Below are 22878 nucleotides of genomic sequence, written 5' to 3' on the forward strand. Positions count from 1 at the left end.
TCATATCAATGGAAAAAAAAGAATATCAAGCAAGTAATATTAAAGTTTTAAAAGGCTTAGAAGCTGTCCGAAAACGCCCTGGTATGTATATTGGTGATACAAACTCTGGTGGATTGCATCATATGATTTATGAAGTAGTAGATAATTCAATAGATGAAGCTATGGCAGGGTATTGTGATAAAATCAATATTACTCTCACTATGGAAGGCAGTGCTATTATTGAAGATAATGGACGCGGAATCCCAGTAGATATTCATCCTACTGAAAATCTTCCTGCAGCCACACTCGTTCTTACAACACTTCACGCAGGTGGAAAGTTTGACCAGGATACTTACAAAGTTTCTGGCGGATTACACGGAGTAGGTGTAAGTGTAGTGAATGCTCTTTCTAAACGTCTTATTATGACTATCAAAAAAAATGGACATATTTATCGTCAAGAGTTTGCTAAAGGTATCCCTCAAAGCGATTTAGAAGTTATCGGTAATACTAAAAAACACGGCACCACCATTGAGTTCTTCCCTGATGGAGAAGTAATGGAAGTGCTTGAATTTGATAAAGATATTCTTGTTCGTAGATTCAAAGAAATGGCATATCTTAACCATAATATTACCATTCAATTTAAAGATGAACGCACACAATTTGAAGAAATCTATCACTTTGAAGGGGGGCTAAAACAATTTATTCAAGATGTAAATAAAAAGCCACTTATTTCATCAATTATAAGTTTTGAGGCTACAGAGCAAGAGAGTGAAATTGAAATCGCTCTTGCTTATAATGAAGGCTATGATGAAAAACTTTTAAGTTTTGTAAATAATATTCGCACACCTGATGGAGGAACACACGAGGCAGGATTTAGAGCAGGATTGAGCCGTGCGATTATGAATTATATTGAAGCAAATGCAAATGCACGTGAAAAAGATGCAAAAGTAAGTGGTGAAGATGTGCGTGAAGGGCTTGTGGCGATTATTTCTACTAAAATTATTGATCCTCAATTTGAAGGACAAACTAAAGGCAAACTTGGAAGCTCTTTTGTTAAGCCTATTGTGCAAAAGCTCACTTATGAAAAACTTTCAAAATTCTTTGAAGAAAATCCTAATGAAGCTAAGGCTATTATGCAAAAAGCTATTATGGCGGCGCGCGGGAGAGAGGCTGCTAAAAAAGCTCGTGATTTAACGCGTAAGAAAGAAAGTTTTTCTGTTGGCACTTTGCCCGGTAAGCTTGCAGATTGCCAAAGTAAAGATCCGAGTGTGTCAGAAATTTATCTTGTAGAAGGTGATAGTGCTGGTGGAAGTGCAAAACAAGGACGTGATAGGACTTTCCAAGCAATCTTGCCATTGCGTGGAAAAATTCTTAATGTTGAAAAATCTCGTCTTGATAAGATTTTGAAATCTGATGAAATTAAAAATATGATTACTGCTTTTGGTTGTGGTATAGGTGAAGAATTTAATATAGAAAAATTGCGTTATCACAAAATTATTATTATGACAGATGCAGATGTTGATGGAAGCCATATACAAACGCTTTTAATGACATTTTTCTATCGTTATTTAAAACCCTTAGTCGAAAATGGACATATTTATATTGCTCAACCGCCACTTTATCGTTATAAAAAGGGCAAAAAAGAAATATATCTTAAAGATGAACGTGCTTTAAGCGAATACTTAATTGAAAATGGCATTGAAAATTTCAAGTTTGAGGGTGTTGGTAACCGTGAATTACTTGAGATTCTTAAATTTATTTCACATTATCGTTCAATCCTCAAGGAGCTAGAAAAACGTTATCCGATGATTGAAGTTGTGCGTTATTTGGTTGAAAATGAGCAGTTTGATACATTAGAGCTTAAAGCATTAAGTCAAAATATAGAATCTTATCTTATAAGCAAAGAATGCAATATTTTAAATAAAACAACTGCACAGGAACAAATTACGCTTTATGTGCAAACAAAAGTTGGACTTGTAGAGCTTAGCATTAATGACACACTTTTTATGGATAATTTCTTCCAAGAAGCACGATTTATTTATAAGAAAATTGCCGATAGAGATTTAGGATTTTTAAATGATGAAGATATGATTGTTTTCTTAGAGAGAATTGAGGAAAGTGCAAAAAAAGATGCTTATATCCAAAGATACAAAGGTTTAGGAGAGATGAATCCAGATCAATTATGGGAAACAACAATGATTCCACAAAATCGCACACTTTTGCGTGTTAAAATTGATAATGACATAAACACTGATGAAATTTTCACACTTTTTATGGGTGATGAGGTAGAGCCACGAAGAGCTTATATACAAGAGCACGCTAAAGATGTAAAACACCTTGATGTGTAGATTCTACAGAATCTAATTAGTTTTTATACTCTCATCATTCATAATCTCTATAATCTCGTTCATATCATAGTTTTTTAGTTTTGATTCTAGCTCTGTAAAGTAGTTTTCAACATTTTGAGAATCCAAATAAATGCCAAAATCTTTTATAGGCGTGAAATCTTTTGAAGTCAATGTTTTAGCAATCATTTTCCCTACATAGGGATAAAAATGAGAATGGTCAAAATGATGTTGTTTATAATTTTGCGTGATTTCATTAAATCCCATAAACTGATAAATCCCACCAAACACTTCAATATGGATTCTTATCCATTGTTTATACTCTTCCCATCTTTTGGCAAAATTAATTTCAGCTGCGAGTAAAATCACAGGTATAGGGGAAGTATAAACTACAAATTGAGAGTTTGGATTATGAGATTTTACATTGATAAGAATATTTCTTAATACTTCTTCATCAAAGTTATATTTATCTCCAACAAATCCTAAATTTAATGCCTTTAGTCCATATTTTAAAGTTGGGATTCTGTGTTTTTCCTCTATTCTCTCTTGATATTTTATATTATTTCTAGAATAGTATTTATCGTTTTTTGCATAATATGTATCACCCTTGCGTTTTCGGTTAAAGTTAATTACTAGAATATCCTTTAATTGTTTATTTGCAGTAAATATATTTTGGATTCTATTAAAAGGATTATTTAATGGCTCAAATGCTATATTAACCCTATCTTTAGCTGTTTGTTTATCTAAAGTATTAGAACCAAAAAAATCTATTTGTAAGTAAATTGTATGTAAAGAATGTCCTTTTTGTTTCATTAAATCCAAATAGTATTCATATTCAAAGGGAACCATACCCCCTGCAGCAAAATTAAAACATTTTTTACCCTCAAAATCATATTGATTAACATAAGTTGCCCTAGAGCTACCGAGCAAAACACTATCATAAGATTCTCTTTTGTTATAATAAATCCTATTCACCTTTTCTACCCTTTCATTAATGCTGTTGAAAAAATAATTATATTTATGAGAGGGTGTTCCATATAAGAAATAAGGATCAATGGCAAGGTTTAAACAGGCTATAATGCCAAGAAAACACGTCACACAAGAAAGTATGCTTACAATCCATTTTCTTTCATTCATAGTTTGTTGAGCAAAATTCTTTAATTTTTTCATTTTATGTCTTTAAAAATTGAAATAAATAAATTCAGTGTAGGGGTTACTCCCCAATACAAATAAAGAGTAACATAAGAATACAGCTGCAAGAATGGCATTAAAAACATTCGTTCTAAACCCTTCCAACCTCTCCACACCATTCCTCATTCCCACACATACCACAAACCCTAAGATAATATAAATAATCGTATCATTCCTTCCACCAATATGTTCTAAGAGTGCAGGCATATGATGTGCCTTTAGGGGCAATTCCACCCAAGTAATCCCAAACATTCCTTTAAGTAGATTGATTGCTCCACTTACATTCTCACTTCTAAAAAATATCCAAGTGATATTTATAAAGTTAAAAGTAATAAACCAACATAAAAACTTATATACTTTAGTATCTAAACAATGTAAAAAGATAAGTTTATATTTATGAGATATATGTGTAGATATAACAGAAGCAGCATTGAAACTCACACTTGCTTTATTGTCTTTAACATTGACTTTGTCTTTTGATAAAGAAATCTCTATCTTTCCTCTTATGCTCTTTATACTCCAAGTATAGATTCTATGAATGCACATTGCACTTCCGTGTAGTATCCCCCATATTATAAATCCATAGCCTGCTCCGTGCCAAATGCCACTAAGAAAGGCTACAATAAAAAGATTTCTAAGTGTAAGGAGTTGATTAATGGTAGTATAGAATCTGCTGTGTTGATACTTTGTATTTTTATTCCCTCCAAGAGGAATATAGACATATTCTTTTAAAAATCTCCCGAGCGTTATATGCCATCTGCGCCAAAACTCACTGATATTTAAAGACTTATAAGGAGAATTAAAATTAAGAGGCAACATTATCCCAAAGAATAATCCTAAACCTATTGCCATATCAGCATATCCACTAAAATCAAAGTAGAGTTGGAAAGTATAAGAGAGTGAAGTAGCCCAAGATTCTGCAATATTTAATACTCCTCCATTTTCTACAACATTAAATCCAGCATTTGCCCACTTTGCAAAAGAATCTGCAATGAATACTTTTTTAAATAATCCAATGGAGAAGATAAAAAGTCCCTTTGCACAATGCTCCCATACTTTAGCATTTAAAGAGTGTAAAAAGAGGCTATGGAATTGAGGCATCATCTCTTTATGATGCACAATAGGACCAGCAATGAGTTGAGGGAAAAAACAGATAAAAAGAGCATAATCTAGGAAGTTGATTGAGGTTTGAGAATCTAATTTCTCACTTTGGCATCGTTCTTTTACCTCTTGCATATCACTTATATCTACTTTTTTATAACAATCTATTAAAAAAGCAATTTGTTGAAAGGTTACAAAGGAGAGAGCAAGAGGTAAAAGAATATGAGGTAAGGGAATATTAAAATCAAGTTCTAAAAGATTGGAAAAGAGATTGAAATTCTCTAAAAAAAAATCAGTGTATTTAAAAAATCCTAATAAAGAGAGATTAAAGATAATGCCTATAATTAAATACTGCTTCCCCCCCCCCCGTTGCTTTTAGGATAAAATGAGCTAAGGAGAAATTAACCAACATAGAAAAGATGAGGATAAAGATATATTCAACTTTAAAATATCCATAAAAAAATACACTTGCACCAATGAGAAATACTTTAGCAAGAGAGTAGCACTTCATAGCCCTTAATGTATAAAATCCTAATAAGCTTATGGGTAAAAAAGCAAGTATAAAGATATAGGAGGAGAAGAGCATAGGATTCCTTGTGAGATTATTACGTTTAAGATTTAAATCCAAAAACCTTACAAATTAATAAAGATAATATTATAAAATATAAATATAAATCAGATTCTTTTTCTAACAGACTTATGTAAAACCAAAAGCAAAGTGAAACAATCCCACAAATAATAATACTAAATAATGCAATACATATATCTATTATGGTATCTATAGATTTTTTCATTTTTATTTCTTTTTGGAATCTGCAAGAGATTCTAAAAGCTCCCCATCTTTATATACTTCTTTTTTATTTCGCCAATTTGTATTATACCAAAGTCCATTTTTTTTGTTATTTTTAATTTCTCCCCACATTTCCAAAAAACCATTTAAATATATACGCTTTGCCATCAGGAATATTCTCTAGGTAAATAGCATTATTGAACATTAGGCCAAATGCAAGTTGTTTTGTAAGAGGCAAAATAAGATTATCTATTTTTAAAACATATTCATCAGGGTTAGGGTCGCCTAGAGTCCCTCATAAACTTCTGTGGTGTAAAAAATATGATTATTTATCCATTTTTCAGTATAAGAAAATCCAACGAGCAAAGCAAAGAGGATATTTAATCCTAGCATCAATTTTAAAGCTCTTTTAGTCCATTTAGGCAACATTATATAACCGATTCTAAAATCACATCACCCATTTGCTCACAGCCTACAAGCTGCATTCCCTCACTCATCATATCTCCTGTGCGGTAGCCTTTATCAAGTGCATTTTGCACTGCTTTTTGTATCACCTCACTCTCTTTTGTTAATCCAAATGAAAGCTCTAACATCATCGCTGCAGATAGAATTGTCCCTATGGGATTTGCTTTATCTTGCCCTGCAATATCGGGCGCACTACCGTGTATAGGCTCATACATACCCAAAGTGCCATTTGAGAGAGAAGCGGAAGGAATAACGCCAATAGTGCCAGTAATGATACTTGCCTCATCACTTAGAATATCGCCAAACATATTTTCAGTGAGAATCACATCAAATTGGCTCGGTGCACGACAAATTTGCATTGCTGCATTATCTACATACATATAGCTAAGATGCACATCTTTGTAGTTTTGAGCCACTTTATCTACCACTTCTCGCCACAATCTTGAAGAACTTAACACATTTGCTTTATCAACGCAAACAATTTCTTTTTTGCGATTTCTAGCAATATTAAAAGCAACTTTCGCAATGGATTCTATCTGTGAAGCACTATAAGTCATCGCATCACTTGCTACTTTTTCACCATTGATTTCTTCTAGCTTATGTTCGCCAAAATATACTCCACCGATGAGTTCGCGCACAATGATAAAATCAATGCCACGATTTAAAATCTCATCTTTTAATGGACTAGCTTTGCTTAGTTGGGGTAAAAGTGTCGCTGGACGGATATTGGCAAATAATCCTAGCTCTTTTCGCAATGTAAGAAGCGCTTTTTCTGGGCGATTATGGCTAGGCTCATTATCCCATTTGGGACCACCTACTGCACCCAAAAGCACACTATCGCTTTGTTTGCAAATTTGCAAACTTTTCATTGGGAGACATTCCCCGCATTCATCAATGGCAGCTCCACCTGCCAAAACCTCTTCAAATATGAATGTATGCTCATATTTTTTTGCTACTGCTTTTAGAATCTTTAATGCCTGTGTGATGACTTCTTTGCCAATACCATCACCATATATTACTGCAATGCGTTTTTGCATATCTCCTCCTTATATATTAGGCATTTGCCTTTTGTTTGCTAATCCAATTTAAATACCCATTTGCATTGATGATTTCTTGGATAAAAGGTGGAAAAGGTGTGGTGCTAAATTGTTGATTATTTTTGCAATTTGTAATGATACCCTTATCAAAATCAATAGCTACCTCATCGCCATTTTCTAGGCTTTGTGCTACTTCTTCAGATTCTATAATTGCAAGTCCAATGTTAATGGCATTGCGATAAAAAATGCGCGCAAAAGATTTAGCGATAATACACGAAATCCCACTTGCTTTAATGGCAATAGGTGCGTGTTCTCTGCTACTCCCACAGCCAAAATTCCAACCTCCCACCATAATATCGCCCTCTTTGACTTTGGCAACAAAATCCTTATCAATATCCTCCATACAATGATTCGCGAGTTCTTTATGATCAGCAGTATTAAGATACCGCGCTGGTATAATGACATCTGTATCTACATTATCGCCATATTTATGGACAAAACCCTGTGCTTTCATATTTTACACTCCTTAAAGATTATTATTTTGCTTTTTTGTGCTATTAAGTCATTAGCTAGGCTATATCTTGTGGCGCACTTAAAATCCCTCTTACAGCACTTGCTGCTGCCACTTCAGGCGAGGAGAGATAGACTTCACTTGTGATATGTCCCATTCTGCCTACAAAGTTACGATTAGTCGTAGAGACACATTTTTCATTTGCCGCTAAAATCCCCATATGTCCGCCAAGACAAGGTCCGCAAGTAGGTGTAGAGACAACAGCCCCAGCTTTGATAAAGGTTTCTAAATATCCACGATTGATGCACTCTAGGTAAATATTTTGAGTAGCAGGGATAATAATACAGCGTGTATTTTTTGCAATGGTTTTATCCTTTAGAATCTCTGCAGCCACTGCCATATCGCTTAATCTCCCATTTGTGCAGGAGCCAATGACAACTTGGTCAATTTTGATTTCGCCCCAATCATCTTTTTCTTTTGTGTTTTCAGGCAAATGTGGAAATGCCACTGTGTGATTGATAGAATCTAAGTCAATATCAAAAACTTGCTCATACTCCGCATCAACATCTGCTTTGTAGATTCTAAAATCTCTCTTTGTGCGCCCTTTGGCATAACTAATTGTAATATCATCAACCTCAAAAATACCATTTTTTGCTCCTGCTTCTATTGCCATATTTGCAATGCAAAGCCTATCATCAATGGTAAGATTTTTTAATCCCTCTCCACCAAATTCCATACTTTTATACAGCGCACCATCAACGCCAATTTTGCCAATAATATGTAAAATCACATCTTTACCACTGACATAAGGACGCAGTTTGCCCTTGAGGTTAAATTTTATAGCATAAGGCACTTTAAACCACGCTTGTCCTGTTGCCATACCCACAGCCATATCAGTAGAGCCTACCCCTGTTGAAAACGCACCTAATGCCCCATAAGTGCAGGTATGAGAATCTGCACCAATGATAAGGTCTCCAATAGTTACAATGCCTTGTTCTGGCAAGAGCGCGTGTTCTACGCCCATATTGCCCACATCATAATAATGAGAAATATCAAAATCTTTGGCAAAACATCGGCATTGAGCACTTTGTGTAGCTGCTTTGATATCTTTATTAGGTGCGAAATGATCCATTACAAGTGAAATTTTATCTTTGTCAAAAACTTTTTGAAATTTTGCTTCCTTGAAAGCGTTAATCGCCACCGGTGTGGTAATGTCATTGCCAAGCACCATATCAAGTTTTGCCATAATTAAATCATTAGGGCGCACAGATTCTAACCCTGCTCTATCAGCAAGAATTTTTTGTGACATCGTCATTCCCATAGTTCCTCCTTAGTTTTATATAATGCGATTAAGGGCACTTACAAGCCCATATATAGATGCAGTAATAATATCATTATCAATACCTACTCCAAAGCATTTTTTTCCTTTGCTCTCTATTTGCACATATGAGACAGCTTGTGAAGTAGAACCTTTTTTAAGCGAATGTTCGCTGTAATCAATGATTTCAAAGTCTAAATTCAAATGCTCTCTTAAAGCATTCGCAATACTATCAAGCCGCCCATTGCCTTTACCCGTGATTTCTTGTTGTGTTTTAGAATTTTCTTTTGCGTAAAGAATGTGTAATTTTACATTAAATTCTTGCGAAGGTTTAGAATCTATGTGTGTAAAATGAAAATCTTGCACACAAAGCGTATTGTTGAGATTTACAAAATCATTTTGAAAAATCTCACAAATTTCATCAGGGCTTAGTTCTTTGTGAGCTTTGTCAGAAATATTTTTCACATAATAAGAAAACTCCTCTCTAAAAAGTGGCGGAAGATTCACACCATAATGATGGTGCAAAATATAGGCAATCCCACCTTTGCCACTTTGAGAATTAATACGTATCACATCGCTTTCATATACGCGCCCTACATCTTTTGGATCAATGGGCAAATAAGGCACACTCCAAGTGCTTAAATTATGTTCTTTGTGATATGCCATACCTTTGGCAATAGCATCTTGATGAGAGCCTGAAAATGCTGCAAATACGAGTTTGCCTGAATATGGTTGTCGTTCATACACCTGCATTTTTGTTACTTTTTCATATACATCGCAAATGGAGGGGATATTGCTAAAATCAAGTTTAGGATCTACGCCGTGTGAGTGCATATTCATCGCAAGAGTGATAATATCCACATTTCCCGTGCGCTCACCATTGCCAAAAAGTGTGCCTTCGATTCTATCCGCACCTGCGAGCAAGCCTAATTCTGCATCTGCTATGGCACAGCCTCTATCATTATGCGGGTGGAGAGAAATAAGCACATTTTCTCTGTTTTTGAGATGCTTTGACATATATTCCACTTGACTTGCATAGATATGAGGTAAGCTCATTTCCACAGTTACAGGGAGATTAATAATAAGCTTTTTTTCTAGTGTAGGCTCAAAAATATCAATGACAGCATTACACACTTCAAGTGCATAATCTACTTCTGTGCCACTAAAACTCTCTGGAGAATATTCAAACCTAAAATTACCTTTTGTGGCTGCTGCACTTTCTTTAAGGCATATTGCTCCTTCACACGCAATGTGTTTTATCTCATCTTTTGATTTTCTAAAGACTTGTTCTCTTTGGGCATAAGAGGTGGAATTATATACGTGCACGATAGCATTTTTGCAGCCCTCAAGACTTTCGAAAGTTTTTTTAATGATATGTTCTCGTGCTTGAGTAAGCACCTGCACGCTTACATCATCAGGAATAAGATCCTCTTCAATCAATGTGCGCAAAAAGCGATATTCTGTTTCACTCGCTGCAGGAAATCCCACCTCAATTTCTTTAAATCCAACTTTTAGTAGCAGTTTAAAAAATGTAATTTTTTCTTCTAGGCTCATAGGCGTGATAAGGGCTTGATTCCCATCGCGTAAATCCACGCTGCACCAAATTGGTGCTTTGGCAATATATTCTTTTTTGCTCCATTCTAAAGACGGCGTAGGAGGCATAAAATAGCCTCTTTGATATTTTGTATAACTCATAAGAAACTCCTATTTAAGAAAAAATTGCTACTAAAAAAGCCTTTTATTGTAGCAATAAAAACTACATAAGTAATAAAAATTCTCTAAAAACGAAAGCTTTTAGGTTATAAGAGAACCTTAATGTATCACTTTGTATAGTCAAAATAAATTTATTGCATAAAAATGCAATTATTCTTCATAGCCTTGTATTACCCAGCCTTTTGGTGTGGGGATTATTTCATATTTTTGTGCTGAATACAAATCAAATACATAGCACGCCGAGCTTTCAAGCTCTGCTCGTTCCACGGGAATAACCTTAAGTCTATCTTGCACTTCTTGCATATCTTCACACATAGCGCTAAAGCCGCACATCATTAATTTATACTGCATAAGCTTCTCCTAATTTTTTTAATGTAATATTGCCATTTTATTCTTATAAAATAGCCATTATTTTAAATAAGGAGCAAGAGTGCATAGTATTGATTTTAGTTTATGGTGTGATTTCATACAAAGAGATTTCTTAGAAAATGAGTTTAGCAAACTCGTAGATTCAGGGCTAATAAATGGAGCCACAAGCAATCCAAGTATTTTCGCTCAAGCTCTTAAGAGTCCTGTGTATCAAAATGCTATTGCTAAATTAAAGGGGAAAAATCCAAAAGAAATTTATGAACATCTTGCTCTTGAAGATATTCACCGGGCAGCACAGATACTTAAATATTTGTGGGAGAGTAATCCGACGCAAGGTTTTATTAGTCTTGAAATTGACCCACTTTTGTGTGATGATGTTGCACAAAGCGTAGATGAAGGCGTGAGATTGTATCATAGTATTGCTATGCCAAATGTGATGATAAAAGTGCCAGCTACTTTTGCAGGATATGAAATAATGAATGCGCTTGCCACAAAAGGGATAAATATAAATGCGACTTTGGTTTTTACTCCCTCTCAAGCAAAAGAATGTGCATTAGCATTACAAGAGGGTTTTAAAAAAGCGCAAGATTCTCATTTAGAGCATTCTAACTTGCTTCAAGGCGTAATAAGTGTATTTGTTTCACGTTTTGATAGGGTAGTTGATGAACATATAGTGCAATCGCATTTGTGCTCACAAGTGGGTATTATGAATGCAATGGATTGTTATGAAGTGATTGAGCAATATAATGTGTCCCATATCCGCACACTTTTTGCCTCAACGGGTGTAAAGGGTGAAGATTTGCCAAAAAGTTATTATATTGACAAACTTATTTTGCCTCATAGTATCAATACTGCCCCACTTGAAAGTATTAGAGCTTATCAGATGAGTGAGGATAAAGAACAAAAATCATTAATTAATATATCTTCACGCTTGGCATTTTGGGAGGATATGAAAGAGAAAAATATCCATCGTGACATTATCGCTCATCGCCTTTTAGATGAGGGGCTTGTGGCATTTAAGCAAAGTTTTGAAGATTTGCTTAAATCACTTTAGTTTTTGTCATTTATTTATTACGCTCATAAACAAATGGCACACTTTTAATGCCTGCATCTATCACCTTTTGATTTATCTTCATTGTATCTTTTATATCAATATTAATATAACTTGTGGGCACTTTGGATTTGGGCGTATAAACTTCTCTAAGAATCTTAAGTTTTTCTTTATCATCTTTAACATCAAGCAATCTATCACGCAACATACTTGATTTAATGGGAGAATCTTCGCCTACAAATCCCACAAGTAGCATATATACATCAGAATCTTTTAACCTTTCTTGGATATTGTTAAGCTCTTTTTGACAGCTAGGACAATTGGGGTCAGAGACAATGTAGGTAATTTTTTTGGCATTTTTATTAGGGGAACGAAGGATAATATATTCATCTTGGGGAATCTTTTTAAATAACGTATCAAGGATAGCTTTATCGGGTTTAGATTCGCTTTGAGTTTGTTTGATGAGGCTACCTACCGCACCCATATCCTCGCTTTTATGTGCAAAGAATACATTTGAAACACCCATAACAAGTTTGCCATCTTTGCTTGCAAAAATTGGCACTTGCATATTGCCTACAGCAATAAGCACAAGTTTTACATCAGGGCTTGATTGGAGGTTTTGAATTTTGAGAATCTTAATATCTTGTTTTGTATTGCTTTTAATCGTGGCTTTGAGTGTATCTTCAAAACTTGCTCCAAAACTCGTTGAGATACTCAATAAAAGCATACAAAAAACATATATTATGGTATTTTTTTTCATTGTATTGTCCTTTGAATGATATAAATTTGGGCTAAGATTTTATAATGTTTTCACAAACATAAAACCAAAGGCAGATAATGGCATATAAAAGCGCACAGATTCTAAGCTCCAAGCATTATCCTTATAGGTTACACAAAAAGTTTCAAAAGCCCATTTCTCCTAAGTATCGTAATATTTTTATGCTAGGTCTTGGTTCTAATCAGGGACTTTGCACTTTCCTCAATGAGAAAGGCAGTATTGCAATTTTAGAATCTGTATTTATGTGGTTTGATTCCTGCTCATATATAGAGATTCTCTGCACATCACCACTTTGGCGCAATCCACCCTTTGGTTTTGAATCCCAAGATGATTTTTATAATGCAATTATGGTGTGTGGGAGCAATTTAAGTTTGGTAGAAATTTATGGGCTTATTTTTTATATTGAACGTCGATTTGGGCGAGAACGCAAAAGAGCTTTTAAAAATGCCCCACGCACACTTGATATTGATATTATTTTTTTTAATGCGCTGCATATTAAGCGCCCTTATTTGCAAGTGCCTCATTCTTTTTACGATGTTAGGGCTTCGGTAATGTTGCCTTTGAGCTTTATAGAAACATATATGTGAAAGTTTGTATCTTTGTGCAAGCAGTTAAACTTTACTAAAACATCAACAAGCTACAATAAGAATTTCTATTTTGAGCTTATAGGCGGATACGATGGCAAAAAAACTTCACACCTTTATGGGAGATACCCCAGCCCAAGCCCTTAAAAAGGCACAAGATACCTTTGGCAACGAGATTTTACTCGTAGAAAATAAAGAGATTCGGAAAAAATCTCTTACACAATCGGGTTTATATGAGATAGTCATTGCAGTTGATGATGAAGGCACACCATCAACACCTACAGAATCTACAGATACAAAAGATACTCAAGAGAAATTAGCACCCAATAGTGTGCAAAAAAGACTTGATGAGATTGCAGAGAAAAATATGGCAAAGAAGCGTCAGGAATCAAATAAGCCTAAAGTTTATGATGAAGTAACGCTTCAACTTTCTGATGCGGTAAAACAAATATCACAAATTGCCAATGTGCCGAGCAATATGCCTGTAAATCCTAAGATTCAACCCAAGCGTCCTTATCCTACGGCTAAAGCAACCTTTAACAAAGCAAACACAACGCATATTTCAAGTATAGAAGATAAAATTGAGGATTTGCAACAAACTCGTTTAGAGCAAAGTATCAATCAAAAAATAGAACTTAAGCATATTAAAAATGAGCTTGATGAGATTAACGATAAGATGAAAATTATCCAAAATATGCTGTGGGAGGAAAAAAGCCCCAAAAATGAAGGCATTAATATTCCTCAAGAGTTTGCAGAAATTTATAGAATCGCAAAAAGTAGCGGTATGAACAAGGAGCATTTGGATACAATTATGCAATTATCATTAGAACTTATGCCGCTTAAGATGCGCTCAAATTCCACAACAATTAAACGTTATTTTCGCGAAGTATTGAGAAAAATGATTTATTGTCGTCCTGAAAACCTCCAAAGCAATGCAAAAAAAATCATAATGCTTGTAGGACCTACAGGTGTGGGAAAAACAACCACTCTAGCCAAACTTGCCGCGCGTTATTCTTTAATGCTTAATCAACGTTATCGTGTGGGTGTAGTTACGCTTGATACTTATCGCTTAGCAGCGGTTGATCAGCTAATGGCTTATGCGCGTATGATGAAGCTAAGTATTGACACGGTGGTAGAGCCAGAGGAATTTGGCAAGGCAATAGATTCCCTTAAGCATTGTGATTATATTCTCATTGATACAGCGGGGCATTCTCAACACGACCGCAGTAAGCTTCAAGCGCTTAAATCTTACCTTAATAATGATTACAAAATTGATGTGAGTCTTGTGCTTGCGATTAATGCAAAATATGAAGATTTAAGAGATACTTATAATGCTTTTAGTGAAATGAATATTGATACATTAATTTTTAGCAAGCTTGATGAAAGTCGCAACTTTGGTAATATGTTTTCACTTGTATATGAGACAAAAAAACCCATTAGTTATCTCTCAATCGGGCAAGGTGTGCCAAATGATTTGATTTTAGCAGGCAATGATTATTTGGTAGATTGTTTGCTTGATGGATTTAAACGCCCAGAATCTAAATAGCGGAAGTGCTAAATGATACAAAATCAAGCCCACGAGCTTCAAGCGCTCGTTCAAAGTCGGGATAAACGCAATTTTAGCACAACAAAATTTATTGCTATTACTTCAGGTAAGGGTGGTGTTGGAAAATCAAGCATTAGTGCTAATCTTGCTTATTGTTTATGGAAGCTTAAAAAGCGTGTAGCAGTCTTTGATGCGGATATTGGATTGGCTAATCTTGATTTAATTTTTGGAGTAAAAACGGATAAAAATATTCTTCACGCTTTACGTGGGGAGGCGAGTTTCCAAGAGATTATTTATCCTATTGAAGAGGGTTTATACCTTATACCCGGAGATAATGGTGAGGAAATCCTTAAATACGCTAATAGCGGCGTATTAGAACGCTTCCTTGAAGAGAGCGATATTTTAAATAGTATTGATTATATGATTATTGATACAGGCGCGGGTATTGGCGGCATAACACAAAATTTTTTAAATGCAAGCGATGCGCTCGTAGTAGTTACTATGCCTGACCCTTCGGCTCTTACTGATGCCTACGCTACTATTAAGCTTAATAGTAAAATACATAATAACATTTATATGATTCTCAATATGGTAAAAAATGCTAAAGAATCACGACTTGTTTTTGAACGCATTTTAGGCTTGGCTCAAAAAAGTATGCCTGCTCTTAATCTTTTTTTGATTGGGTTTATTGAACAAAGTCAGGTTGTAGCAAAAGCGGTGCGTTCAAGGGAACTTTTTGCCAAAGCCGAACCTTTGAGCTTGCCTAGCGGACAGATTCAGGATATTGCACGAGAGCTTGTAGAAAAATTGGAACAAAATATGCTTACCAAACCTCATAAGCAGCATTTTGCTGATTTTTTGCGACGGATATTAGGCTATATTTGATGTCAGGCTATAATAGGGGATGGTATGAAACCAGATAATTATATGAGTTTTAGCATTGTAGCAGGGTTTTTTATTGGATTGACATTTTCCATTACCAAATTTGATGAGCCTGAATTTATGGTTTTATGGACAATTATTACGACAATGGGTGTATATTTGATTGTGGCTGTATGCGTATCATTATATTTTTGGTTTTTGGATTTTGAACAAACTCGGCTTAAAAAAAGCAAACTTGAGAATAATCTTGAATTTTATCGCCTTGAATTTGATAAGCGTGAAAAAGAATCGGCTAAGATTCGGAATTTTATTAGAAGTATAGAATCTGATGATGAAGAAATGGCAGCACAGGCAGCACAACAAAATACGCAGAAAGAGGGTTAAGAGGTATTTTAATGAAAAGCATAAAAAATAACAACGGATATAATCAGACGCTCAAATATGCACAAGATGAGCTTGCTTTGCAATACCTTCCGGCAGTTAAGGCGATGGCATTTCGCCTTAAGGAGCGTTTGCCTAGCTCTATTGAAATGGCAGATCTTGTATCTATTGGCACAGAAGAGCTTATTAAACTTGCTCGCCGTTATGATAGTAGCCTTAATGATTCTTTTTGGGGCTTTGCTAAAACGCGAGTGAATGGAGCAATGCTTGATTATTTGCGAAGCCTTGATGTCCTTTCTCGTGCTAATCGTAAGCTTGTAAAGAGTATTGATTATGAAGTATCAAAATATTTTAATGAACACCAAGAAGAGCCAAGCGATGAATATCTTGCGAAAGTCCTTAAAGAAGATATAGCAAAGATAAAAGAGGCGCGTATGGCTTCGGATATATACGCACTTGTGCCTATTGATGAACAATATAACGCTATTTGTGCGGAAAATATACTTGAAGATGTGCAAAAAGATGAGCTTATGGAGATTATCTTTAATGTCCTTAAAAAGCTTGGTAAGCGTGAGCAGATGATTATTCAGCTGTATTATTTTGAGGAGCTTAGTCTTAAGGAAATCAGCGAGATTTTAGATATTACAGAATCTCGTATTTCGCAGATTACTAAGGAAATTGTCAAAAAAATTAGACAAGCATTAGGAGATATTAATGGCTGATATATTAAGTCAAGAAGAAATTGACGCCCTTTTAGAAGTTGTTGATGATGATGGCGATACTGCTGATATAGAGAAACAGGATTTAACACATCAAAAACAAGTTACGCTTTATGATTTTAAACGTCCTAATCGTGTGAGTAAAGAGCAGTTACGTGCTTTTAAATCAATTCACGATAAAATGGCGCGTAGTCTTTCATCTCAAGTTTCTGCGGTTATGCGAAGTATTGTGGAGATTCAACTACATAGTGTGGATCAAATGACTTATGGTGAGTTTTTGATGAGTTTGCCCTCTCCTACGAGCTTTAATATCTTTTCAATGAAGCCACTAGAGGGCGCTGCAATTTTAGAGATTAATCCAAGTATTGCCTTTCCAATGATTGATAGACTTTTGGGAGGGAAAGGCGACCCTTATGAAAGCTCACGTGAGTTTAGTGATATTGAACTCAATCTCCTTGATACACTTTTGCGTCAAGTAATGCAAAATCTCAAAGAAGCGTGGAGCTCTATCACAGAGATTTTTCCAAGTGTTGATGCTAAGGAATCTTCTCCTAATGTTGTGCAAATCGTCGCACAAAATGAAATTGTTATTATGGTAGTTATGGAGATTATTATTGGGCATAGTAGCGGTATGATGAGTATTTGTTATCCTGTTATTTCGCTTGAAACAGTGCTTTCACGTTTGGCAAGTCGGGATTTAATGCTAAGTGATACAAGTTCCAAGAAAAGTCGTAATAAGGAACTCCAAGCCCTTATCGCAGGGGCAAATGTAATAGTATCGGGCTATCTTGGTGATGCTACACTCACGCTTAAAGAAATTTTGGATTTGCAAGTAGGTGATATTGTGCGACTTGATACTATTGCTGATGATACTATAATCGTTTCTGTTGATGGGCGTGAAAAATATATTGCAAGTATAGGATTGCAACGTTATAGAAAGACATTGCAGATTAAAGAAGTCATTAAAACAGAAAAAGACCAAGTAAAAGAAGTGCTTGAAATGCTTGAAGGGCAACGTAAAAATAGAATTGCAAATATTGCAGAGGAGGGAGAATGAAAGCATTTGTTGATTTAGTTGTTACAGAGACAACAACGACCATTGAAGGCTTAATGGGGAAAACTCCAAGTGTAAGCCATACGCAAGATGATAGTGTTAGCCTTGAAAATCTCCCCACACCCTATGCTATCAGTTATATTCAAGCAAGTGGCGATGGTAATGGTGAAATAGCAATGGTTATTCCTGTAGAAATGGGAACAGCACTTGCAGATATGATGCTCGGCGGCGAGGGCGAAGTAAAGAGTGAGATGAGTGATGATGATTTAGATGCAATAAAAGAAATTAGCTCTAATATTTTTGGTGCTGTTTCTACTTCGCTTAATTCTCAAAATGAGCTACCAAAACTCAACTTTACGTGTAGCAATATTGAATTTATTACAGAAAATATGGATTTGTCTCGCTTTGATAAGGCATATATTTTTAATTTTACATTAGATTCTATTCAGTCAAATTTTACGATTTTGGCAAATAAAAGTTTTGTGGAACTTTTTGAAGGCGGTAATACATCTGCTCAAGCGGCTCCTGCAGAATCTGCTGCTCAAACAAACCCGGCACTCTCTGCGACAGAATACAAAAATATCAATATGATTTTAGATGTGCGCTTGAATGTTAAGGTGCGTATAGGACAAAAAAGAATGCTTCTTAAAGATGTCATTGCAATGGACATTGGGAGCGTGATAGAGCTCAATCAGTTGGCAAATGACCCGCTTGAGATTCTCGTAGATGATAAAGTCATTGCTAAAGGTGAAGTCGTTATCGTTGATGGAAACTTTGGGATTCAAATCACAGATATTGGCACTAAACGAGATAGACTAGAACAGCTGAGAGGATAGTTTAGCTAAGTTCAAGCACACACTAATATAAAAGTAAGTGAGAGAGTAGGCTTATCAAAAATAAGCCTTATCAAATTTATTCTTTCTCTTTTTTAAAGACAGAGCAACTTTTAAGCGGACAAGCTTGTTTGTTTGCCCATACTCTCAAAGGGCAGACACCAAATGCACCTGTAAGCAAAGGTATAAGCCCTAAAAGTCCCCATAAAGATTCAAAATAAAATCCAATGCCAAAAATAGCAAAAGCAATTATGATTCGGATTATTCGTTCTGTCATTTTCATATAAACTCCTTTTTGAAAAGTAATGATGAAGTATAGAATACAAAAATAAGAATGTCTGTGATAAAATCACATTTTGATTATTAATGCAAGGAGGGTAAGTGAGTAAAGAGCCGCTTAAAGCTATTTTTGCCCCGCTAGGCTTAGCACAGCAAGATATTGAAAGCATAGTTCAACAAGCATATTTTAAAAGTTTTGCGCCAAATACACTTATTAATCAAAATGAGAATTGCTTGGGCTTTATTTATGTGTTTTCAGGGGCTTTACGCGCTTATATTATGGGTGAGAATGCTAAAGAAATTACACTTTTTAATCTTAAAGAGAATGATTATTGTCTTCTTTGCTCGCATTGTGCGTTGCATTCTATACATTATGATATTTTACTTGAGAGCAGCCAAAACACAGAAGTGCTTATTGTGCCTCATCAGTTATTTTCTAGGCTTAAAGATACTTATCCTACGCTTTCAAATTTCACACTCACGCTTATTTCTAAGCGACTAAGCCAAACCATATCCACACTTGAGCAAGCATTATTTAAGCCGCTTGTTGAACGAATCCGTGAGTTTTTGTATGAAAATGCGCATAATGGGGAGATTCTCATAAGCCACGAAGAAATTGCTAATCATCTAGGGAGTTCGCGTGAAGTCATCTCACGAATCCTCAAAGAAATGGAAAAACGCGGTGAAATCAAATGTGCATATAAAAAAATTATTTTGTGTTCTTAATAGGAGGGAGAAAATGAAATTGCTAGGAATTTTTGTAATATTTTGGGTGTTTGTAGGTGTAAATAGTTATGGAGCTTCTATAAAAAGTCAAATCCAGGAGATTAAACAATGGCAAAAGCAAAATGCCCTCTATCCTAAAGATAATTTTTTTTCAATCTCTAATAAAGCATACGATGAAAACAAAAGTTGGAAAGAAGGTAAACTCGCTTATTGTGGATTGTTTTTAGAGAGTGATTTAGATGATAAGGCGATTTTAAAGAAACTTCAAAGTATAGAAAGATTGGTATTTGACGAAGAATGCCCAATAGATAGTCTCCCCGATGCTATTAGGCTTTTAGAAAATCTTAAAGGACTACGCATACAAAATGCCAATCTTAAAGCTTTAAATCCTCATATTTTTTCTTTAAAATATTTTCAAGATTTAAATGTAGCGCATAATGAGATTACAGAGATTCCTCAAAATGTTTGTGAAGCAAGGAATCTAATGGATTTAGAACTCTCGCATAATAAAATTTCTACTTTACCCTCTTGTTTATTTAACCAAAGAAAAAGCCCTCTTTATATGATTGAATGGGATATTAATCCCGGAAAGGGTAAACTTCCCACATCTCCTAGACTTCTTTACCTCAAAATTAATCATAATAAACTCACATCTTTGCCCGATACCATTAAAGATATAATTGAGCTTGAAGTTTCGCACAATCAGCTTCAATCTTTGCCTCATTCTATTGAAAATATGCGATTTTTGGATATTTCTTATAATAAACTCACATCTTTGCCCCTAGATTTAGCAAAAATTGATTATGTGAATTACGAAGGCAATAAGATTGTTTATCCTAAAGATTTCAATTTAAGCGAAGATAAGAGCTTGAGGCTATTTGATAATATAGCATTTTGGGATAGAGATTTTAGACTAGCTAATGATAACAAAGAAGCTAATGAAAATAATTCCCAAATATGCCTAAGCCAGAGTGAATACTCTCTATGGCGTCTAAGGCGCGCCTTATATACCGAAGAGGCGACATATTATCTTACACGCATTGTGCCAAAAAAATCTCCAAAGAATGAAGCGATTTTTGATGTATATGGTATTGCGGGTTTTTTTAATTCACAAGAAAGGATTATTGTGCGGTTGATTTTTGATAATCAAGATATATCACAGGCAAGAGCTGTCCTTTTTATTGATTTGAGGGATGAAGAATCACAATCCAAACTTGTTTTTAGCTTGAAAAATGGCATATCATTGCCTGATTTTCCTAAAAATTTATCACAAGATGTGCTTAGGGTTTATGAAAGTGCTAAGCCTTGTAAGCCGCCTTATGATACAAGATGGAGTGTTGATGATTAATTTTTGTAACATACGCTTTACTTTTTAACAAAAAAAAAAAAAACGAAATTTTTACAAACAAATGTGTTAGAATGCAGAAATTTGTTCTTTGGGGGTGGCTATGAATCTTAAAGATATGCAGAGGAGAGAAATTGAATTTTTAAAGAAAATTGGTTTATATTCTAGTGTAAGCTTAAGCACAATGCAAAAAATATGCAAATATGTATCGGCTATCATTGTGTTTGTGTATCTTGTTTTTGTTCAGGTGAAAACACCTTTTCTTTCACATACTTTTATTAATGTATTTACAGGAGCGGGTTTTGCTTTTTACCTCTTTAAAAAAGACTATTTTAAAGTTGGGTTGCTTACGCTGTATATCGCTTTTGGCGGTATATGCCTTCTTGGTGTGCTCTTTTATCAAGGAATTTTTGGAGTAGAACATTTTAAATTACAAGAAATACTTGAAATTATCGCATCAAACAATGAGGATCTACACTCTCCTTATCAAGTAGGTTTATTGATGACTTGGAGTTTTGTGCCGCCACTCCTTTTTACACTATTAGCAGCCTTAAGCGTCTTTATGCGGCGATTTGAAAGCAAACTCCCTGCTTTATTTTTACTCTATTTACTTCTTTTGCCTTTTGTATGGTTAATTGGCTGTATAATTGTGGGTGTATTTATAATTGATGATATTTAATTCTTTGCTCTTTTTGCAATCTCTTTGGCAATATCATATCCATACTTGATAGCAGCAGCGATTGAGCCACCATTTTTAAGCGCAATATCCCCCGCTACAAAGATATTTTTCACGCTGCTTTCCCATAAAGGAGAGCAAAGCGGCACACCCTTTTCATCTGTGGTAATAGAGCATTTTTTCAAAAAATCAATAGGTGAAGCACCACCAATAGCATAAATCACCCTATCAAATACATCTTTACTCCCATCGCTAAAATGCACTCCTACCTTTCCGTTATCATCACTTAGCTCTGTAATATCAATGCCAAGCTTTGTGTGAAGTGAGCCATTTGCAATCACATCTTTAAGTGCAGCTGCATTTGTATCATTAATGCGTGAAAACTCACTTCGGCGGTAATTAAGCGTTACGCTCCCACCATTGTCTGCACTTTGGGCTAAATCATACGCATATTCCACAGCAGAGTTTCCTCCACCTACAACGAGAATCTTTTCATTTTTTTGCGCATCATTGGCATTGAAATTAATATATTTACGAATTGTCGGTGGCAAAGCATAGCTTGGTTTATTGGGTTGTCCCATTTTCCCTATACAGATAACGACAAAATGCGCCTTATAGCTGCGATTATCTGTTGTAGTAATCACAAAGCCTTCACTATCTTTGCAAGGCACAACAGATTCCACATCGCTTTGATAAGTTACTTCAACAGGAGAGAGAATCTCATCAAAAAGTGCTAATGTGCTTTCTCTATCGCCATCTTTAAAGTCAATCTTTCCTTCTAATTGCACAACTTGCCCTTTGTAGTCCTTATCCACGCGTTTGCCTTCTTTGTAAAACTTGCGAATACTCATATTGTGCAAATCACCTTTTTCAAGTGCTATCACACTTAAATTGCGTGCTTGAGATTCTATAATAGCACTAATCCCAGCAGGTCCGCAGCCTACTACAGCTACATCATATACTTTATTCATCATTGCCTCCTTTATTTTGTATGGCAGGTTTATTTTGTTTTTTATCAGTTTTTGCAGCAAGGTTTAAGTCTTCCACAGAATCAAAAAGCACACCCTGCATCATTTTGTTTGCATCATCAAATTGTCCATTTTTTAAGCCCCATATAAATGCAAGTAATCCAAATAAGCCTAGCACAAGAGAAACACCGAGCATTACAGCAATCATTTCGGTATTCATTAGTATTGAACCTTTTT

24 protein-coding genes are annotated in these 22878 nt (G+C 35.1%); 12 read left to right on the forward strand and 12 right to left on the reverse strand.

Annotated features, from left to right (window positions below):
• Positions 1 to 8 precede the first annotated feature (8 nt).
• Positions 9 to 2327, forward strand: coding sequence for a DNA topoisomerase (ATP-hydrolyzing) subunit B (gene gyrB, locus HH_RS05485; RefSeq protein WP_011115967.1), 2319 nt, complete (start codon positions 9 to 11; stop codon positions 2325 to 2327).
• A 12-nt stretch (positions 2328 to 2339) separates the two neighbouring features.
• On the opposite strand, the gene HH_RS05490 is transcribed toward gyrB, so the two are convergent.
• From HH_RS05490 to HH_RS05520, 8 genes are all read right to left on the reverse strand, one after another.
• Positions 2340 to 3494, reverse strand: a complete 1155-nt coding sequence (locus HH_RS05490; protein WP_011115968.1) for a hypothetical protein — start codon at positions 3492 to 3494, stop codon at positions 2340 to 2342.
• A gap of 9 nt (positions 3495 to 3503) precedes the next feature.
• Positions 3504 to 4796 (reverse strand): MBOAT family O-acyltransferase, encoded by a 1293-nt coding sequence (locus HH_RS05495; protein WP_432805827.1) that lies wholly within the window; start codon positions 4794 to 4796, stop codon positions 3504 to 3506.
• Positions 4797 to 5412: 616 nt separating this feature from the next.
• Positions 5413 to 5574: a hypothetical protein gene (locus HH_RS09545; RefSeq protein ID WP_011115972.1), complete on the reverse strand. Its 162-nt coding sequence runs from the start codon at positions 5572 to 5574 to the stop codon at positions 5413 to 5415.
• A 260-nt stretch (positions 5575 to 5834) separates the two neighbouring features.
• Positions 5835 to 6908, reverse strand: coding sequence for a 3-isopropylmalate dehydrogenase (gene leuB, locus HH_RS05500; RefSeq protein ID WP_041309094.1), 1074 nt, complete (start codon positions 6906 to 6908; stop codon positions 5835 to 5837).
• A 16-nt stretch (positions 6909 to 6924) separates the two neighbouring features.
• Complete coding sequence (gene leuD, locus HH_RS05505) at positions 6925 to 7422, reverse strand: 3-isopropylmalate dehydratase small subunit (protein WP_011115975.1); 498 nt, start codon at positions 7420 to 7422, stop codon at positions 6925 to 6927.
• Positions 7423 to 7477: 55 nt separating this feature from the next.
• On the reverse strand, positions 7478 to 8740 hold the full coding sequence (gene leuC / locus HH_RS05510) for a 3-isopropylmalate dehydratase large subunit (RefSeq protein WP_011115976.1): 1263 nt from the start codon (positions 8738 to 8740) through the stop codon (positions 7478 to 7480).
• A gap of 15 nt (positions 8741 to 8755) precedes the next feature.
• Positions 8756 to 10432 carry a 2-isopropylmalate synthase gene (locus HH_RS05515; protein WP_011115977.1) on the reverse strand — a complete coding sequence of 559 codons (1677 nt, stop codon included), beginning with the start codon at positions 10430 to 10432 and terminating at the stop codon, positions 8756 to 8758.
• A 168-nt stretch (positions 10433 to 10600) separates the two neighbouring features.
• Positions 10601 to 10801, reverse strand: a complete 201-nt coding sequence (locus HH_RS05520; RefSeq protein ID WP_011115978.1) for a hypothetical protein — start codon at positions 10799 to 10801, stop codon at positions 10601 to 10603.
• 79 nt (positions 10802 to 10880) lie between these two features.
• Here HH_RS05520 and HH_RS05525 point away from each other — a divergent pair, with 79 nt between their 5' ends.
• Positions 10881 to 11873, forward strand: coding sequence for a transaldolase (locus tag HH_RS05525; protein WP_041309096.1), 993 nt, complete (start codon positions 10881 to 10883; stop codon positions 11871 to 11873).
• A gap of 10 nt (positions 11874 to 11883) precedes the next feature.
• Here the strand turns inward: HH_RS05525 and HH_RS05530 are convergent, their stop codons facing one another.
• A complete protein-coding gene (locus HH_RS05530; protein WP_011115981.1) occupies positions 11884 to 12630 on the reverse strand; it encodes a protein disulfide-isomerase in 747 nt (248 codons plus the stop codon).
• A gap of 77 nt (positions 12631 to 12707) precedes the next feature.
• Here HH_RS05530 and folK point away from each other — a divergent pair, with 77 nt between their 5' ends.
• The 7 genes from folK to fliY all read left to right on the forward strand — a co-directional run bounded on the left by folK (position 12708) and on the right by fliY (position 18650).
• Positions 12708 to 13235 (forward strand): 2-amino-4-hydroxy-6-hydroxymethyldihydropteridine diphosphokinase, encoded by a 528-nt coding sequence (gene folK, locus HH_RS05535; protein WP_011115982.1) that lies wholly within the window; start codon positions 12708 to 12710, stop codon positions 13233 to 13235.
• Between the two features lie 91 nt (positions 13236 to 13326).
• Entirely contained in the window at positions 13327 to 14778 is a 1452-nt protein-coding gene (gene flhF, locus HH_RS05540; protein WP_011115983.1) for a flagellar biosynthesis protein FlhF, read from the forward strand.
• A 12-nt stretch (positions 14779 to 14790) separates the two neighbouring features.
• Positions 14791 to 15663, forward strand: coding sequence for a MinD/ParA family protein (locus HH_RS05545; protein ID WP_011115984.1), 873 nt, complete (start codon positions 14791 to 14793; stop codon positions 15661 to 15663).
• Between the two features lie 24 nt (positions 15664 to 15687).
• Positions 15688 to 16044, forward strand: coding sequence for a hypothetical protein (locus HH_RS05550; protein WP_011115985.1), 357 nt, complete (start codon positions 15688 to 15690; stop codon positions 16042 to 16044).
• 11 nt (positions 16045 to 16055) lie between these two features.
• The gene (locus tag HH_RS05555) at positions 16056 to 16763 is read left to right on the forward strand and encodes an RNA polymerase sigma factor FliA (RefSeq protein WP_011115986.1); all 708 of its coding nucleotides are present in this window, start codon (positions 16056 to 16058) and stop codon (positions 16761 to 16763) included.
• The gene (gene fliM, locus HH_RS05560) at positions 16756 to 17817 is read left to right on the forward strand and encodes a flagellar motor switch protein FliM (RefSeq protein WP_011115987.1); all 1062 of its coding nucleotides are present in this window, start codon (positions 16756 to 16758) and stop codon (positions 17815 to 17817) included. Before HH_RS05555 ends, fliM begins: the two co-directional genes overlap by 8 nt.
• Positions 17814 to 18650, forward strand: a complete 837-nt coding sequence (fliY, locus tag HH_RS05565) for a flagellar motor switch protein FliY (RefSeq protein WP_011115988.1) — start codon at positions 17814 to 17816, stop codon at positions 18648 to 18650. The genes fliM and fliY overlap by 4 nt, the downstream gene beginning before the upstream one ends.
• Before the next feature lie 76 nt (positions 18651 to 18726).
• On the opposite strand, the gene HH_RS05570 is transcribed toward fliY, so the two are convergent.
• Positions 18727 to 18930 carry a YgaP family membrane protein gene (locus HH_RS05570; RefSeq protein WP_011115989.1) on the reverse strand — a complete coding sequence of 68 codons (204 nt, stop codon included), beginning with the start codon at positions 18928 to 18930 and terminating at the stop codon, positions 18727 to 18729.
• A 98-nt stretch (positions 18931 to 19028) separates the two neighbouring features.
• On the opposite strand from HH_RS05570, the gene HH_RS05575 reads away from it, so the two are divergent.
• From HH_RS05575 to HH_RS05585, 3 genes are all read left to right on the forward strand, one after another.
• Positions 19029 to 19652, forward strand: coding sequence for a Crp/Fnr family transcriptional regulator (locus HH_RS05575; RefSeq protein ID WP_011115990.1), 624 nt, complete (start codon positions 19029 to 19031; stop codon positions 19650 to 19652).
• Between the two features lie 13 nt (positions 19653 to 19665).
• Positions 19666 to 21000 (forward strand): leucine-rich repeat domain-containing protein, encoded by a 1335-nt coding sequence (locus tag HH_RS05580; RefSeq protein WP_011115991.1) that lies wholly within the window; start codon positions 19666 to 19668, stop codon positions 20998 to 21000.
• 100 nt (positions 21001 to 21100) lie between these two features.
• Positions 21101 to 21676 (forward strand): hypothetical protein, encoded by a 576-nt coding sequence (locus HH_RS05585; RefSeq protein WP_011115992.1) that lies wholly within the window; start codon positions 21101 to 21103, stop codon positions 21674 to 21676.
• Here HH_RS05585 and HH_RS05590 read toward each other — a convergent pair.
• The gene (locus tag HH_RS05590) at positions 21673 to 22644 is read right to left on the reverse strand and encodes an NAD(P)-binding domain-containing protein (protein WP_011115993.1); all 972 of its coding nucleotides are present in this window, start codon (positions 22642 to 22644) and stop codon (positions 21673 to 21675) included. The genes HH_RS05585 and HH_RS05590 overlap by 4 nt on opposite strands.
• The gene (gene ccoS / locus HH_RS05595) at positions 22637 to 22861 is read right to left on the reverse strand and encodes a cbb3-type cytochrome oxidase assembly protein CcoS (protein ID WP_011115994.1); all 225 of its coding nucleotides are present in this window, start codon (positions 22859 to 22861) and stop codon (positions 22637 to 22639) included. Before ccoS ends, HH_RS05590 begins: the two co-directional genes overlap by 8 nt.
• Positions 22862 to 22878 lie beyond the last annotated feature (17 nt).

This window comes from Helicobacter hepaticus ATCC 51449 (assembly GCF_000007905.1).
Classification (GTDB): Bacteria; Campylobacterota; Campylobacteria; order Campylobacterales; family Helicobacteraceae; genus Helicobacter_C; species Helicobacter_C hepaticus.

What these genes read in the sequence shown, in the direction of transcription:
- HH_RS05530 (WP_011115981.1), bottom strand. Translation starts at nt 12,630, where the DNA reads ATGAAAAAAAATACCATAATATATGTTTTTTGTATGCTTTTATTGAGT.
- HH_RS05550 (WP_011115985.1), top strand. Translation starts at nt 15,688, where the DNA reads ATGAAACCAGATAATTATATGAGTTTTAGCATTGTAGCAGGGTTTTTT.
- folK (WP_011115982.1), top strand. Translation starts at nt 12,708, where the DNA reads ATGGCATATAAAAGCGCACAGATTCTAAGCTCCAAGCATTATCCTTAT.
- HH_RS09545 (WP_011115972.1), bottom strand. Translation starts at nt 5,574, where the DNA reads ATGGCAAAGCGTATATATTTAAATGGTTTTTTGGAAATGTGGGGAGAA.
- fliY (WP_011115988.1), top strand. Translation starts at nt 17,814, where the DNA reads ATGAAAGCATTTGTTGATTTAGTTGTTACAGAGACAACAACGACCATT.
- HH_RS05520 (WP_011115978.1), bottom strand. Translation starts at nt 10,801, where the DNA reads ATGCAGTATAAATTAATGATGTGCGGCTTTAGCGCTATGTGTGAAGAT.
- HH_RS05555 (WP_011115986.1), top strand. Translation starts at nt 16,056, where the DNA reads ATGAAAAGCATAAAAAATAACAACGGATATAATCAGACGCTCAAATAT.
- HH_RS05545 (WP_011115984.1), top strand. Translation starts at nt 14,791, where the DNA reads ATGATACAAAATCAAGCCCACGAGCTTCAAGCGCTCGTTCAAAGTCGG.
- leuD (WP_011115975.1), bottom strand. Translation starts at nt 7,422, where the DNA reads ATGAAAGCACAGGGTTTTGTCCATAAATATGGCGATAATGTAGATACA.
- HH_RS05515 (WP_011115977.1), bottom strand. Translation starts at nt 10,432, where the DNA reads ATGAGTTATACAAAATATCAAAGAGGCTATTTTATGCCTCCTACGCCG.
- leuB (WP_041309094.1), bottom strand. Translation starts at nt 6,908, where the DNA reads ATGCAAAAACGCATTGCAGTAATATATGGTGATGGTATTGGCAAAGAA.
- flhF (WP_011115983.1), top strand. Translation starts at nt 13,327, where the DNA reads ATGGCAAAAAAACTTCACACCTTTATGGGAGATACCCCAGCCCAAGCC.
- fliM (WP_011115987.1), top strand. Translation starts at nt 16,756, where the DNA reads ATGGCTGATATATTAAGTCAAGAAGAAATTGACGCCCTTTTAGAAGTT.
- HH_RS05590 (WP_011115993.1), bottom strand. Translation starts at nt 22,644, where the DNA reads ATGAATAAAGTATATGATGTAGCTGTAGTAGGCTGCGGACCTGCTGGG.
- HH_RS05570 (WP_011115989.1), bottom strand. Translation starts at nt 18,930, where the DNA reads ATGAAAATGACAGAACGAATAATCCGAATCATAATTGCTTTTGCTATT.
- leuC (WP_011115976.1), bottom strand. Translation starts at nt 8,740, where the DNA reads ATGGGAATGACGATGTCACAAAAAATTCTTGCTGATAGAGCAGGGTTA.
- gyrB (WP_011115967.1), top strand. Translation starts at nt 9, where the DNA reads ATGGAAAAAAAAGAATATCAAGCAAGTAATATTAAAGTTTTAAAAGGC.
- HH_RS05585 (WP_011115992.1), top strand. Translation starts at nt 21,101, where the DNA reads ATGAATCTTAAAGATATGCAGAGGAGAGAAATTGAATTTTTAAAGAAA.
- HH_RS05490 (WP_011115968.1), bottom strand. Translation starts at nt 3,494, where the DNA reads ATGAAAAAATTAAAGAATTTTGCTCAACAAACTATGAATGAAAGAAAA.
- ccoS (WP_011115994.1), bottom strand. Translation starts at nt 22,861, where the DNA reads ATGAATACCGAAATGATTGCTGTAATGCTCGGTGTTTCTCTTGTGCTA.
- HH_RS05580 (WP_011115991.1), top strand. Translation starts at nt 19,666, where the DNA reads ATGAAATTGCTAGGAATTTTTGTAATATTTTGGGTGTTTGTAGGTGTA.